This is a genomic window from Paraburkholderia sp. BR14374, assembly GCF_040948685.1.
GTDB classification, from domain to species: domain Bacteria; phylum Pseudomonadota; class Gammaproteobacteria; order Burkholderiales; family Burkholderiaceae; genus Paraburkholderia; species Paraburkholderia youngii.
In genome coordinates, this window is record NZ_JBFPKF010000021.1 from 50,370 (window position 1) to 65,158 (window position 14,789).

The window sequence follows — 14,789 nt, forward strand, 5'->3', positions numbered from 1 at the left end:
TTCGACGCTTGGACTGAGTTCAGTTTGGTGATCCGAAGAAACGGCGGCAATCGGACCTTGGTCTCATATCTTCCGGTGCGAAGGCGCGCGTTCAGGGTGTCGGCGGCGGACCGCCGATGGCCACCTCGACCGCCTTGAACAGAATCGCGCTGGTGAAAGGCTTGCGCAGATATGCGGCCGCGCCGGCCGCGAGCGCGGCCTGGCGGACGGAGAGATCTTCGTAGGCGGTAATCATGATGACCGGCACGCCCATTTGCGCGAGCTGACGCTGGACTTCCAGGCCGTTGGTTCCCGGCATCTGGACGTCCAGAATCACGCAGGCAGGCCGATACGACGGAATTGCCGCAAGCGCATTCAAGAACTCGTCACCGCTGCAAAACGTCTCCGCCCTGATACCTTCGGAATGCAGCAAACGCTTGATAGCTCGGCACACCGACTCGTCATCGTCGACCACCGCAACGAATTGGTTAGGGTTGACCATATGACAGCGCGAACGCGCGGCCGCTCCGGAAAGGGGACCTCTGATGCCTTAGCGTACTGGTTGAAACCCCAATGAGATATAAGACTTTGGTCCACTAGCGGTGTCGGTCAGCGCCGCTGAAAGTGACGGCGCAACGCGGGAGCCGGGCGATTATTCTTCGTCGGCCGTACAAAGGCCGCCCTTTCGCAGCAGATGAACGAGTTCGACGATCGATCGCGCCTTCATCTTCTCCATCACGCGGGCCCGATGAATCTTGATCGTTTTTTCGGCCGCGCCCAGATCGCTCGCAACCTGTTTGTTCAGACGGCCGGTCACGACGAGCTCCATCACTTCGCGCTCGCGGCGGGTCAGATGCCGCATGCGCTCTTCTATTTCCTCGCGTTCGTGGCGCCGCCTGCTTTCCACACATGCGCGCGCGAGCGCGCGATCCACCGCGGCGAGCAACAGCGAGTCGCGCACCGGCTTGGGCAGGAAGTCGACGGCTCCGCCTTTCATCGCGTCGACGCTCGAGCCGATGTCGCCGTGGCCGGTCAGAAAGACGATCGGCAGCAGCTGATCGAGCTTGCGCTGCACTTCGAGTCCCGTCATTCCCGGCATCTGCAGATCGAGAACGAGGCAGGCCGGCATGCTCGTCAAATCGGCTCGTTCGAGAAAGGCCTCGGGACTGTCGAAGCATTCGACCTGGTAGCCGGACGCGCGCAGCAAGCGGGCGAGCGCGCTGCGCACGCTGCCGTCGTCGTCGACGATGAAGACGCGAGTGTTGGTCTGGTTCATGATGATCAGGGCACGAGCCTCTGTCGGATATCGGTCGCGACGGGAAGCGTGACGTGAAACGATGCCCCTTTGCCCTCGTTGTTTTCCGCCCACAGCCGGCCGCGATGCGCCGTGACGATCGTGCGGCTGATCGACAGGCCCAGCCCGAGCCCCTGCGGTTTGGTGGTGAAAAATGGCCGGAAAATCCTTTCCATGCTGTCGACGTCGAGGCCTTGGCCGCAATCTTTTACCGTTATCCGTATCATCCCGTCCGCTTCCTCGCGCACCGTCGTTTCGACGCGGCGGTCCGCGGCAGGGCAAGCCTTGACCGCGTCGAAAGCATTCAGCAGCAGGTTCAGGATCACCTGCTGAAGCTGAACCTTGTCGCCGCAAATCAGCGCCAGATTCTCCGGAATGTCGAAGCTCGTCTGCACGCCGCGTGTCAACGCATCGCTATGCACGAGCATCGCGGTGTCGCGCACGACGTTGCCGGCGTCCAGCAACTGCAATTCGACATCGCCTTTGCGCACCAACGCGCGGATCTTCTGCAGCACGTCGTTCGCGCGGCAATTGTCGGCCACGATGTCTTCGAGCGCTTCGCGCAGCTCCACCGCGTTGGTGGTCTCCGAATCCAGGAATTTGCGTGCGGCCTGCGCGTTGAAGAGGATCGCGGTAAGCGGCTGCTTCAACTCGTGCGCGAGCGATCCGGCGAGTTCTCCCAATGAAGAAACGCGCGCGAGATGCGCGAGATCCCTCGTATTTCCATCGACTTCGCCGCACGCCCTGCAATCCGATATCGCGGTGATCCGCAATTCCTGATCGAGCACGCGGCACCGGGTGGTTTGCGCTTCCGCGTGAAAGCCGCCGCCATCGCGCCGCCGCGCGATCAGACTCTGCGTGGTCGTGACGCCGAGTTGCAGCTTCGCGCCACGATTGCCCGGGCCCGACCGATCGGCGTTGAACCCGTCGATCGGAAACAGCTTGGCGCTCGGCGCGCCGATCAGCTCTTCCGCCGTGTAGCCGAACAGTTGCGCCGCCCGCGCGTTCGCGAAGATGATCTGGTCCCGCTGATCGATCGCGACGATCGGAACCGGCAACATTTCGAGTGTCTCGCACAGCGGCACTCTCGCGTCGAGCATGCGCCGCGTGCCGCTATCGCCTTCGCCTCGCAACCATGACGAGCAAGCGGCGGCATAGCGCCGCCACACCGGCAACCCGTACGGCGGCTCGTGGGGATCGCGGGTACTCTGCCGGCTCGACACGCCGGTGATACCGCGAGTGCGCTGAAACCGGTGATGCCGAGGTGAAGACTGTCTGGAACGGTCGTGCCCGGATAGTGGGGGACCGTCGTTGCGCGCATTGTCGAACTGCGACGGGTTGCTTTGGCCCATGTGGCGCGGTTGCGCGTGCAGTGCCGTGAGGATTCCCGCTACCCCGATCGCCAGGTGTCTGCCATGCGCGATCAGATTAATCATTGGTACCTCCGGGTCCAGTGCGAACGGATTCTGTACAACTGCGACGTCTTTATCGTTGGGCTTCGAACCAAATAATTGACTTCACAATCGGTACTTCGCACTTCTGGTGGCTGGAAGTCAGTATAGGATATCCAGAATCAATTACCGACAGGAGACCGTAATTTATGCCACTTACTCGGGAAAATACTCATCGGTTTTTTGCATTGTCCGCCATCAACCGGCAAATGGCGACTGAGTTTGTTAGGCAGTTAATTATTGCGGCGTGAGGCAAAAGTTAGCAAACCAGGAACATCGCCGTTTGGCCGCGCAATACTGTCTCTGCGCGATAGCGCTTTCAAATGGAAACTTCAACGGTAAGATTTTCATGCAATGCAAATCACCGACCCAGTGGGTATGCGCAATGCCAGCCCTCTAATTTAATTAATTTCCTGCAAATATGTTTTTGATGCAAGTCAACGTTTTATCGCCACTATTCTTGCGGTGAATCATTTGCTTTCAAGCAACCGCGAAAAATAATCTATGCCAGACAGATGACTGACGTCGTCTTTTCTACCGGTATTGAATAAGCAGGACGGTCAGTGCAGATCAAAGGCAGCGTCGCCGCGAGGCAAGAGCGCATCTGGTTCGCAGCGTTTCGTGAGAACACCGGGAGGGATGATAGGGAGCTCAGCTGAGATGGGTCCGCCAAAAACCATAACCGGCGCGTCGCCATGCCAAAGCATGCGACGCGCCGCTCGATGACGGCGTCATGACGATCGATCGAATGCCGCTGCTTGCCGCGTCCGGTTACAAATTCATCCGCGTAACCTTGGTGCCAGCCACCGACACGTCGGCCATCAAGCCCGTATTGGTCAAGACCATCGCCACGACCTCGGCGGTCGCCGACGAGGTATCGATCGCGCCGTTAGCCCCGACTTTCAGCAGCGAAACCGACGCATCGGCGCCCGCCGACCAGCCCTTCGAGTTGCGGAATTTGTCGAGCGAAGCCTGCGTCATGAACAGGAAGAACACGGCGGTCGACTGCGCGCCGGCCTGCAATCCGAACGAAGCCGCGGCGGTACTGTAATAGCCGACCGTCGCTCCTCCGACGCGCAATGCGCCTTCACCGTACTCGCCACCGACGATGAACGCCGCCTTCTTCACCGAAGGAAACACCAGCACGCCCTGCGCTTTCGATACGAGCTCGTGCGAGCCTTGCACCGTATCGAACAATTTCGACAGCGCACCGTTCACGGCCGCGTCGATCTCCTGCCGTTTGGCGGCGTCGGTAGTGGCGCTTTCGCCACTGCCTCCGGTCGTCGTGCAACCCGCCAAAGCCAGACTCGCTGCCATGGATGTTAGCGCGAGCGTGTGCACAAAGTTCCGTCTGTTCACTTTCGACTCCGTTCTGGTTACGATCCGAGTCGCCAGTCGTGATGTCTGGAAGCCTCGATCTTTTTTTCTCTGCCGTGAAGCGGCATCGCCGCCCAAGGAACCATCAATGCCACCGCCGCGCGTCGATCTTTCGAGCGCATGTAGCGAGCATTGGAAGCGTCGCTCTTAAGTAACCGGAGCGACGACTACAACGCTTGCAGATACATGATGTCACGCTGAAACCGCTGCGGAATCGGACCTTGGTCTTACAGGTAGCGCAGTGTGGATGCTGGGCGAAACGCGAAGCCAGAGCTCATCGATCATCCGCCGAGCGCGATTATCGCCATGGTCAGCAGCACGCCGACCACCGCCATCGCAAGGCCGGCGTGCCAGCCGCGAAATCCCGCGTAATGGCCCAGCGCCACGCCGCTGCCGAATAACATCACGATGGTCAATACGCGAGAGACGATCAGCGCCGTCGGCACCTGCGTGAACAGCACGAAGGGCAACGCGACCGGGAACGTCGCGGCAACCACGAGCACGAAGATAGCCGCGGCGCCGATGAAATCGTCGCGAACGAATACTGCGCGCTGCGGCAAATCCGGACGCGCGGCAACACGCCTGCGGATGGACTCGAGCTCCGTGTCGCCGATCAGCGGCTTGAGCCATGCCGCCATCGCATCGCGCAGCGCCCGAACGCCCGCGGCCGCATCCGGCTCGCTTCGCACGGAATGCGCAACCGTCATACGTCTGCCGCGAGATACCAGCGTGCGCACGAGGAACATCACCGCGTCCGCGAGACCCCACGCGAGATTGCAGCCGAGCGCGGTGTAGAACATCTTGTGCCCCGCATCCGCGCCCGCGCCAACGGCCGAGACGGTACCGACGAAGGTCAGCGCCATGAAGAGGCCGAAACACAACTCGCACACTCGATCGACGACATCGAGGACCGGCTCCCTGTCGCCGACGTTTTCCCGCTCCGTGTGACCGGTGGCATCCATGAGGCCTCCCGTGGCGATGGCGTCGAACTATCCCGCGCGCCTTGCCGGCATATGGACGAGGTACCGCGAGGACAGTCGGATCGGGCTCGCGCGAGCAGACGCCCAGAGCATACAGCGCGCCCTCTACCGACGATATTGGACCAAGGTCGTATGGCCCTGCTTCGCGCCGCGCTCTACCTTGGGAATGGATCATTGCGCAGTACCCTGGAACAGTCCGCGCTGGGGAGAATAGTATGGCCAAAACGAAGTCGGAAAACGGGCAGCCCGTGCAAGACAGGTCGCTGTCGTACAAGGAGTATCGCAAGGCGCTGTTCGATCTGCATGTCGAGCTCGTCAAGCTGCAGGAATGGGTCGTGCAAACCGGAGCGAAGATCTGCATCGTGTTCGAGGGTCGTGACGGCGCGGGCAAAGGCGGCACGATCAAGGCGATGACCGAGCGCGTCAGTCCGCGCGTGTTCCGCGTGGTCGCGCTCCCGGCGCCGAGCGAACGCGAAAAAAGCCAGATGTATTTGCAGCGCTACGTGCCGCACTTGCCGGCCGCGGGCGAGGTCGTCATCTTCGACCGTAGCTGGTACAACCGCGCGGGCGTGGAGCGCGTGATGGGCTTTTGCTCCGAAGATGACGTGCAGGACTTCTTCAAGGCGGTGCCGCTCGTCGAGCGGGCGATCGTTCATTCCGGGGTCATCCTGCTCAAATACTGGCTGGAGGTCAGCCCCGACGAACAGACCCGCCGGCTCGAAGCACGCATCAACGACGGCCGCAAGCTCTGGAAGCTGACCGACATGGACCTGAAATCCTATAGCCGCTGGTATGACTACTCGCGCGCCCGCGATGAGATGCTCGCGGCGTCGGACACCGACTTCGCCTCGTGGTACCTGGCGAACTCGAACGACAAGCGCCGCGCGCGGCTGAACATCATCAGCGACATGCTGCAGAGGATTCCGTATAAGCAGCCTGCCCGCAAGAAGGTCTCGCTGCCGAAACGGCAAAAGCCGGACGGCTATAAGGAGCCAGACTATCCGTTTAAATACGTGGCCGAGCGGTATTGATCAGGCAGGTGTAGTTCGCCTTACCTCGCTAGAACGACTCGTTGAACGGGCGCAGGTCGATTTCCTGCGACCACGCGCTGCGTCCCTGCTGATGCAGGTGCCAGTATGCTTCGGCGATGTCGTCGGGGTTCAGCAGGCCGTCCGGGCCGCGTTCGGCCACGTATTGCGGCGCGGACGTGCGCAGACGTTCGCCGTCGATGCCGCCATCCACCACCACGTGCGCTACATGAATATTGCGCGGCCCGAACTCGCGCGCGAGGCTCTGCGTGAGCGAGCGCAAGCCGGCTTTGGCCGCGGCGAATGCGGCAAACGGCGGCCGCCCGCGCAGCGACGCGGTGGCGCCCGTGAACAGCAGCGAGCCTCGTCCTGCTGCCAGTAACGCCGGCAACGACGCTCGAGCGAACAGAAAACCACCAAGGGTGATCACACGCCATGCCGCCTCGAACTGCTCGGCGCTCAATTCGAGCGTCGGTCCACGCGTTGCGCCGGCAGCATTGAAAATCGCGACTTCGAGCGTGCCGTGGCCGGCGAGCTGGCGCGCAATCGCGGCGAGTTCGCTTTCGCTCGTCACGTCGCCGGGCAACGCATCGGCTTGCCCTCCGGCACGCCGGATTTCGTCGACGATCGTATCGAGCCGATCGCGCGAACGGCCCGTCACCGCGACGCGCAGACCCTCGCGAGCAAAACGACGCGCGAGCGCGGCCCCTAGCCCGGCGCTCGCGCCCACTCCGGCAATCCACGCGACACGCGCGTTCGCCGCGTTTCCGACAGCTTCAGTCATCGCACTCTCCTTTGGGTCGTAGCCGTGGCACGACAGGCTTCACGGCACCAAGTACATGCATGCATGGTGTCATCAGCTTAGGCGACTTTCGTCGGATCGGCTGACGAATCGACTCGTCGGAGTTGTCGAGCTGCCGCTGACTTTCAAACGTAGGGCAGCGCTGCCTCGCAACCGGCTTCAACGAGGCTGCGGCGATAAGCGAAGGCCGCGAGCGGGTAGTCGAAGAAGAAGCGGCCCGTGTCGCGCTTTTCCACGTAGAACGCTTCGGCCTCGCATTGCGGCGTCGCAATTCGCAGCGTGCGCGCCCACGCGAACGCCAGCAGCATCCAGCCAAGCATCGCGAGATAGTCGTCCGCGACGCGGTAGGCCGTCTCCGGGTCTTGCGCATGGCGTGCCTTGATCACCCGCGTCGTGTTCCCGACTATCTCCGCGAGTTGTTCGAGCTTCGCACCCGCAGAACGAACCAGCGGATCGGACTCCTGGCACAACCGCGCTTCGGCGCGCACGTGACGAAGCAGCATATCGAGGGCTCCAGCCCCGTCCGGCAGCACCTTCCGAACCAGCAGATCGATCGCCTGAATCTCGTTGGTGCCTTCGTACAACATCGACACGCGGCTATCGCGCAACGTCTGTTCGATGCCGTACTCGTGGATGTAGCCGTAACCGCCGAACACCTGCAATGCCTTCGATGCGGCGTCGAATCCATTGACCGTAAAAAACGCCTTCGCAACCGGCGTGAGCAACGATGCGAGCTGCGCCGCCCGGTCTCGCTCCTCGGCATCGGCATGATGCGCGGCGATGTCGAGCCAATGCGCGGTCCAGTAACCGATTGCGCGCTCGCCTTCGACGATCGCCCGCAGCTCCATCAGAATCCGTCGCATGGCCGGATGAAACGCGATCGGCGCAGCCTGCCCCGCCGCGACAGTCACGCCGGGCGGCACGCTGACCGCGCGCATCTGCGCGCGTTCCTGCGCGTAAGCATGCGCGCGTTGCCACGCGGTGTGCGCATGCCCGAGGCCTTGCATCGCGACCTGCAGGCGCGCCGCATTCATCATCACGAACAGGCAAGCCAGGCCGCGATGCGGCTCCCCGACGAGCCAACCGAAAGCGCGTTCGAAGCGCATCGTGCAGGTCGGGCTGCCCTTCAGGCCCATTTTCTTTTCGATGCCTTCGCAATGGACACCATTGCGCGAGCGCCCACCGTCCCCGTCTTCGAGCCATTCCGGCACGACGAACAGTGACAACCCTTTCGTACCGGATGGCGCATCGGGCAAACGGGCGAGCACCAGATGAACGATGTTCTCCGTCAGGTCGTGCGCGCCGCCGCTGATGAAGATCTTGCTGCCGTCGATGAAATACCCGTCGGTGCCCGGTGCTTCTGTCGCACGCGAACGGATCAGGCCGACATCGCTGCCGGCCTGGGGCTCGGTCAGACACATCGTCGATAGCCACTCGCCACTCGCGACTTTCGGCAGCAACTCTGTTTTCACGCGCTCGCTGCCATGCGTCTGCAAGCAGGCAGTCGCGCCGTGCGTGAGCCCAGGGGACATCAACCACGCATGATTGGCGCCCGCGAGCATTTCCTGCAGTGCGACGTCGAGAAGCTGCGGCAGGCCCTGTCCGCCGTGCTCGGCGTCGAGCGACAGCGTCGGCCAACCCGCTTCGACGAACTCCGCGTAGGACTCGCGAAAGCCCGCGGGCGTCGTCACCTTGCCCGCATCGAAACGACATCCTTCGAGATCCGCGCTCGCGTTCAGCGGCGCGATGCGCTCCTCGACGAAACGCGCCGCTTCCTCCAGCACCTGCTGCGCCGTCTGCGAGTCAAGGTCCTGCCAGTCGGGCACGTCGCGCCACCACGACGCGGCGTCGAGCCACTCGTCGATCGCGAAGCGCATGTCGCGCAGCGGCGCCTTATAAGTCAACGTCATTTCTTCGTGTCCCCGGACTAGCTGCCTTTGCGCGCATGGATCACCGTCGCGTCGGCTGCGTCGGCTTCGTGCATGGCTTCCACGAGAGCGGCGCGGTGCTGGAGCACGGCGCGCTGATTGATCGAGCCTTTGTCGGTGATCTCGCCCAGGTCGAGCGACGGCGGCACGCTCAGCAGGTGCATGCGGGCAATGAACGACGCACTGCCCGTCGCACTCCGATTCAGCCGCGCGACGAGTTCGCTGAAGAAATCGCGCACGGCGGCCGTGTTGAGCACCTCCTCCGCGCTCGCATCCGCGGGCGAACCCGCCAATGCGCGACACGCGTCGAGGCGCGGAAAAATCATCACGCCGACTTCGTCACGGTTCATCCCCGTAATGACCGCATCCTGAACGTAGGGCGCCCCTTCGCTGATGATGCGCGCGCGCATCGGCCCAACGCTGACGAAGGTTCCCGACGCCAGCTTGAAGTCTTCCGCAATGCGGCCATCGAACATCAGGCCCAGTTCCGGACGTTGCGGGTCGACGAAACGCACGGCGTCGCCGGTGCGGTAGTAGCCTTCGTCGTCGAACACGCTGCTCTGATGCGCCGGCGATGCGCGCCAGTAACCGCCCATCACGTGAGGGCCGCGAAAGCGCGCTTCGAATTTGCCGTCGACGGGCGCGATCTTGGCCTGGCACCCCGGCGGCGGCAAGCCGATATAGCCGGCGCACGATACGGGTCCCGTCGTGAACAGACACGACGGGGCGGTTTCGGTCATGCCGAGCCCGGCCATGATGCGGATGCGTTCTCCGCAATGTTCGAGCGTCACGCGTTCGAGACGCTCCCACGCCGCCTGCGACAGACCGGCGCCCGCGAAGAAATACATCTTCACGCGCGAGAAAAACCGCTCGCGCAACACCGCATCCTTTTCCAGCGCGATGGTCAGTTCTTCCCAACCCTTCGGCACGTTGAAGTAGATGGTCGGCGCGATCTCACGCAGATTGCGCAGCGTCTCGTCGAATTTGCCGGCGATAGGTTTGCCGTCGTCGATATAGAGCGTGCCACCGTTGTACAGCACGATGCCGACGTTGTGGCTGCCGCCGAACGTGTGATTCCACGGCAGCCAGTCGACGAGGACCGGCGGCTCGATGCCGAACTGCGGAAAGGTTTCGAGCAGCATCTGCTGGTTTGCGCCCAGCATGCGATGCGTGGTCGGCACGGCTTTCGGCAGGTTCGTCGAGCCGGACGTGAACAGGAACTTCGCAATCGTGTCGCCATTCACGCGCGCGTTGGCCGCGTCGACGTCGCGCGGGACGGTGTCGAGCAATGCGTCCAAGCGCGTCACCCTGGACGCGTTCGGCGCGGGCGCCGCGCTGACACGTTCGACTTCGCTATCCAGCGCGGCATCGAGCGCGGTTGTATATGCACCGATATCGTCCGCGTAGACCAGACCCGGTTTGAGCAGTTCGAGGACATGGCGCAGCTTTCCGTAATCGCCCGACATCAACGAATAGGCCGGCGACACCGGTGCATAAGCGATACCGGCCCACATCGCGCCGAGTGCGAGCTGCATATGTTCGACGCTGTTGCCCGACAGGATCACCAACGGGCGCTCGGCGCTGAGATCGCGATCGAGCAGCGCCTGCCCGATCGCACGCGCGCGCTCGAGCATTTGCGCATATGTGATGCCTTGCCACGCGCCATTGGCATCGCGTCGCGCGACGAGCAGCCGGTCGGGATGCGCGCGTGCGCCGCTCAGCAAGCGGTCGGTAAAGCGCTCCGGAAACGGGCCCAGAGGTTCAAGTGACTCGAGGTACCAGCAGTCGCCGCGTTTCTCGATCCGCGAGGAAGGCGCTCCGATGGCGACGCTCCGGTATCCGGTCGCCAGAGAGCTTGCGTGGCTGTGCTCCGATTCCAAAACCTGTCTCCTATGTCGACCAGAGTTAGCGCTTTAGCGCTTACTCTGGTCCCATGCGATCTATCGCGGTCGAGCAGAGTTAGCGCTAGCGCTTACTCTGGTCCCATGCGATCTATCGCGGTCGACCAGAGTTAGCGCTTTAGTGCTTACTCTGGTCCCATGTTGGTTGTATCGCTTTTCCTACCCGTAGGGCATTGCGGCCGGGAGCCGACGCCTAGATCGGATAATGACGCGGGCTCGTCTGCACCGTGATCCAGCGCAACTCGGTAAACTCGGGAATCGACGCCTTGCTGCCGAAGCGCCCATAACCGCTAGCCTTCACGCCGCCGAACGGCATTTGCGCCTCGTCGTGCACGGTCGGGCCGTTGATGTGGCAGATGCCCGACTCGATGCGTTTCGCGACGTTCATCGCACGCGCAATATCGCGGCTGAACACGGCCGCCGACAAGCCGTACTCGCTATCGTTGGCGACCGTCAGCGCCTCTTCGTCGCCGTCCACGCGCTGTACCGTCACCACCGGCCCGAACGATTCGTCGGCATAGAGCTTCATCTCGCGGGTAACGTTCTCGACGATCACCGGCTGCATGATCGCGCCGTTCACCTCGCAACCGAGCGGCAGATTCGCACCCTTTTCGCGGGCATCTTCGACGAGCGCGCGAATGCGCCGCGCGGCGGCTTCGCTCTCCAGCGTGCCGAGAATCGAGCCCGGCTGGGTCGGATCGCCTGCCTTCAGCGTGCGCGCTTTCGCGACGAGCTTCTCGACGAACGCATCGGCAACCTTGCGATCGACGATCACGCGTTCCGTCGACATGCAGATCTGGCCTTGATTGAAGAACGCGCCGAACGCGATACCTTCGACCGCGGCGTCGAGGTCCGCGTCGTCGAGCACGAGCACCGGCGCCTTGCCGCCCAGTTCGAGCAGCGCGGGTTTCAGATGGCGCGCCGAAAGCTCGGCGACGATGCGGCCGACCCGCGTCGATCCGGTGAAATTCACGCGCTTCACGGCGGGATTCGCGACCAGACGCTCGACGATCGCGGGCGCATCTTCCGGCGCATGCGTGAGCACGTTGACGACGCCTTCGCCGAGACCCGCGTCGTTCAGCACTTCGCCGATCAGCGCATGCACGCCGGGACACCCTTCCGACGCCTTCAGCACGACCGTGTTGCCGCACGCGAGCGGCATCGCGAGCGCACGCGTCGCGAGAATCACGGGCGCGTTCCACGGCGCCATGCCGAGCACGACGCCGCACGGCTGACGCACGGCCATCGCGAGGCTGCCCGGCACGTCCGAAGGAATCACCGCACCGTCGATCTGTGTCGTCATCGCCGCGGCTTCGCGCAGCATGTTGGCCGCGAGCATCACGTTAAAGCCGTACCAGTTCGCCATCGCCCCCGTTTCGGCCGCGCCGATCGCGATGAACTCGGCCGTGCGCGCGTCCATGCGGTCGGCGGCGGCGAGCAGGCGTTTGCGCCGTTCCGTCGGCGTGAGCGCCGCCCATGCCGGGAACGCGCGCGCCGCGGCGGCGACGGCCGCATCGGCGTCCTCGACGGTGGCCGCGGCAGCCCGGGTGGCCACCGCGCCCGTCGCGGGATTGATGCGCTCGAAAGTCTTGCCGTTCGACGCGGCACGTTTCGCGCCGCCAATCAACAGGTTCGTTTGATGCATGTGTTCGTCTCCTCAGTCGTAGCGGTGAAGTGCGCCGCTTAGCGCTTGTAGGTCTGCAAGCCCGGCTTGATGCTCTTGTCGTCGAGGAACTGCTTCAGGCCCTGTTCGCGGCCGCCTTCCGGATCGCGATAATTCGCCTGGTCGAGCTTCGCGTACAGGTAGTCTTCGTTCTGCTCCCACGTGAGTTCGCGCGAACGCTTGAAGCCATGCTTCGCGTTGCGCAGCACGACCGGGTTCTTATTCAGCAGTTTCGCCGCGAGAGCGATCGTTTCGTCGCGCAGTTGCGCGAGCGGCACGCTCTTGTTCACGAGACCCATCTTCGCGGCTTGCGGACCCGTGAAGGTGTCGCCCGTCATGATGTAGTACAGCGCTTCACGATGCCCGACAGTATCGGCCATCGCCTTGCTCACGAGGTTGCCCGGCGGAATGCCCCAGTTGATTTCGGACAGGCCGAACACGGCTTCGTCCGCTGCGATCGCCAGATCGCAGGCGACGAGCGGCGAGAAGCCGCCGCCGAAGCACCAGCCGTTGACCATCGCGATGGTCGGCTTCGAGTACATGCGCAGCAATTGCCATTGCCAGCGGCTCGCGTCGCGGCGAATCCGCTCCTGCAGCACGTCCGGACCCGCATCCACTTCGCGGAAATATTCCTTCAGGTCCATGCCGGCCGTCCACGCGCTGCCCTCGCCGGTCAGCACGAGAACCTGGGCTTCGGCGTCGAGTTCGAGCGTCTCGAGAACGTCGATCATTTCCTTGTTCAGCGTCGGGCTCATCGCGTTGCGCTTTTCCGGACGATTGAACGTGACCCAGGCGATTCCGCCTTCCACCGCGACCTTGACCGTTTTCCAGCGTCCTTCGTAACTCATCTGCATCTCCGTATCAATGCCGCCCTCGCGGCCTGAGCTCAATTTAATATCAGGCGACCTGATAAGTAAAGTACAATGTAGAGGTCTTGGTACAAACCCCTAACCGCCTATGCCGACGATCAAGAGAAAGCCGTCAGGGTCCGAAACCACGCCAGCCGCCACGGTGCGGCGCAGCGTGCGGGATCGAACGCATGCTGCCGCTCCGGTGCGTCTGACCTACCTGGCCGGGCAGCTCGACAAGTTTCTCACGCGGCAGCTTTCCGAAGCGCTCGCGTCGCACGGTCTGACGTTGCCGCAATACACGGCGCTGTCGGTGCTGCGGGCGCGCGCGCGTTCGTCGAACGCGCAGCTCGCGCAGCGCTCGTTGATCACGCCGCAAGCGGCCAGCGCGGTCGTCAAATCGATGGAAGCGAACGGATGGGTCACGCGCGTGGCCGATCCGTTCAACCGTCGCGTCGGGCTGCTGTCGCTGACGCAGGCCGGCGAAACACTGCTGGATCAGTGCGACGGTGCCGCCGACAGGGTCGAGCAATCGATGCTTGGCGAAATCGATGAACACGGTTCACAGATGCTGAAGGACCTGCTGTTGACGTGCGTGCGCAATCTTCGCGCAGCCTGACGCATCAGCCTTGATTACACATAGGAGACGCCATTGAATATCGATCAACTGAAGGCCATCGACACCCACGTGCATGCCGAGGTGTCGTGCTGTCAACCGCCAGACCTGTTTGCCAAAGAATTCGACGAAGCCGCCGACAAGTACTTCGGCACCGTGCTCAAACAAGGGCGCCGCCCGACCATTCCCGAAACGATCGAGCACTATCGGGAGCGCAAGATCGGCTTCGTGATGTTTACCGTCGACTGCGAAGCGAACGTCGGGCGCCGTCGCATTTCGAACGAAGAGGTCGCGCAGTTCGCGCAGAACAACGCCGACATCATGATCGCGTTCGCCAGCATCGATCCGCATAAAGGCAAGTTCGGCGCGCGCGAAGCACGGCGGCTCATCGACGAGCACGGCGTGCGCGGCTTCAAGTTTCACCCTACGATGCAGGGCTTTTTCGCCAACGACCGCATGGCGTACCCGCTATATGAAGTGATCGCCGAGTACGGCCTGCCGGCGGTCTTTCACAGCGGACATTCGGGCATGGGCTCGGGCATGCGTGGTGGCGGCGGCTTGCGCCTCAAGTATTCGGAGCCGATCTATCTCGACGATGTGGCCGTCGACTTTCCAGACATGAAGATCGTGATCGCGCATCCGTCCTGGCCGTGGCAGGAGCAGGCGCTGTCGATCGCGCTGCATAAGCCGAACGTGTATATCGATCTGTCGGGCTGGTCGCCGAAGTACTTTTCGCCCGAGCTGGTCAAGTATGCGAATACGCTGTTGCGCAACAAGGTGCTGTTCGCGTCCGACTTCCCGCTGATCCGGCCGGACCGCTGGCTGGAGGACTTCGACACGCTCGACATCAAGCCCGAAGTGAAGCCGCTCATTCTGAAAGAGAATGCCGTCAGCTTGCTGGGTTTGCGGGCCGACGCATGAC

General features: G+C 62.9%; 13 protein-coding genes. 3 read left to right on the forward strand and 10 right to left on the reverse strand.

Annotated features, from left to right (window positions below; all coding sequences use genetic code 11):
* Positions 1-91: 91 nt before the first annotated feature.
* The 5 genes from AB3X86_RS31995 to AB3X86_RS32015 all read right to left on the reverse strand — a co-directional run bounded on the left by AB3X86_RS31995 (position 92) and on the right by AB3X86_RS32015 (position 5,063).
* A complete protein-coding gene (locus AB3X86_RS31995; RefSeq protein ID WP_018437393.1) occupies positions 92-481 on the reverse strand; it encodes a response regulator transcription factor in 390 nt (129 codons plus the stop codon).
* A 150-nt stretch (positions 482-631) separates the two neighbouring features.
* Entirely contained in the window at positions 632-1,255 is a 624-nt protein-coding gene (locus tag AB3X86_RS32000) for a response regulator transcription factor (RefSeq protein WP_368589109.1), read from the reverse strand.
* 5 nt (positions 1,256-1,260) lie between these two features.
* Positions 1,261-2,709 (reverse strand): ATP-binding protein, encoded by a 1,449-nt coding sequence (locus tag AB3X86_RS32005; protein ID WP_368599060.1) that lies wholly within the window; start codon positions 2,707-2,709, stop codon positions 1,261-1,263.
* 786 nt (positions 2,710-3,495) lie between these two features.
* The gene (locus AB3X86_RS32010; RefSeq protein WP_176120518.1) at positions 3,496-4,041 is read right to left on the reverse strand and encodes a YSC84-related protein; all 546 of its coding nucleotides are present in this window, start codon (positions 4,039-4,041) and stop codon (positions 3,496-3,498) included.
* Between the two features lie 341 nt (positions 4,042-4,382).
* Entirely contained in the window at positions 4,383-5,063 is a 681-nt protein-coding gene (locus AB3X86_RS32015) for a hypothetical protein (RefSeq protein ID WP_368599061.1), read from the reverse strand.
* A 233-nt stretch (positions 5,064-5,296) separates the two neighbouring features.
* Between AB3X86_RS32015 and ppk2 the strand changes: the two genes are divergently transcribed.
* The gene (gene ppk2, locus AB3X86_RS32020; RefSeq protein WP_368599062.1) at positions 5,297-6,112 is read left to right on the forward strand and encodes a polyphosphate kinase 2; all 816 of its coding nucleotides are present in this window, start codon (positions 5,297-5,299) and stop codon (positions 6,110-6,112) included.
* A 28-nt stretch (positions 6,113-6,140) separates the two neighbouring features.
* On the opposite strand, the gene AB3X86_RS32025 is transcribed toward ppk2, so the two are convergent.
* From AB3X86_RS32025 to AB3X86_RS32045, 5 genes are all read right to left on the reverse strand, one after another.
* Complete coding sequence (locus tag AB3X86_RS32025) at positions 6,141-6,893, reverse strand: SDR family NAD(P)-dependent oxidoreductase (RefSeq protein WP_176120515.1); 753 nt, start codon at positions 6,891-6,893, stop codon at positions 6,141-6,143.
* A gap of 143 nt (positions 6,894-7,036) precedes the next feature.
* On the reverse strand, positions 7,037-8,821 hold the full coding sequence (locus AB3X86_RS32030; RefSeq protein ID WP_368599063.1) for an acyl-CoA dehydrogenase family protein: 1,785 nt from the start codon (positions 8,819-8,821) through the stop codon (positions 7,037-7,039).
* Positions 8,822-8,838: 17 nt separating this feature from the next.
* A complete protein-coding gene (locus tag AB3X86_RS32035) occupies positions 8,839-10,719 on the reverse strand; it encodes a feruloyl-CoA synthase (protein ID WP_368599064.1) in 1,881 nt (626 codons plus the stop codon).
* Between the two features lie 214 nt (positions 10,720-10,933).
* Entirely contained in the window at positions 10,934-12,385 is a 1,452-nt protein-coding gene (locus AB3X86_RS32040; protein WP_176107414.1) for an aldehyde dehydrogenase, read from the reverse strand.
* 38 nt (positions 12,386-12,423) lie between these two features.
* Positions 12,424-13,251 carry a p-hydroxycinnamoyl CoA hydratase/lyase gene (locus AB3X86_RS32045; protein ID WP_176107413.1) on the reverse strand — a complete coding sequence of 276 codons (828 nt, stop codon included), beginning with the start codon at positions 13,249-13,251 and terminating at the stop codon, positions 12,424-12,426.
* A 175-nt stretch (positions 13,252-13,426) separates the two neighbouring features.
* Here AB3X86_RS32045 and AB3X86_RS32050 point away from each other — a divergent pair, with 175 nt between their 5' ends.
* The gene (locus tag AB3X86_RS32050) at positions 13,427-13,870 is read left to right on the forward strand and encodes a MarR family winged helix-turn-helix transcriptional regulator (protein ID WP_368599065.1); all 444 of its coding nucleotides are present in this window, start codon (positions 13,427-13,429) and stop codon (positions 13,868-13,870) included.
* A 33-nt stretch (positions 13,871-13,903) separates the two neighbouring features.
* A complete protein-coding gene (locus AB3X86_RS32055) occupies positions 13,904-14,788 on the forward strand; it encodes an amidohydrolase family protein (RefSeq protein WP_176107411.1) in 885 nt (294 codons plus the stop codon).
* Position 14,789 lies beyond the last annotated feature (1 nt).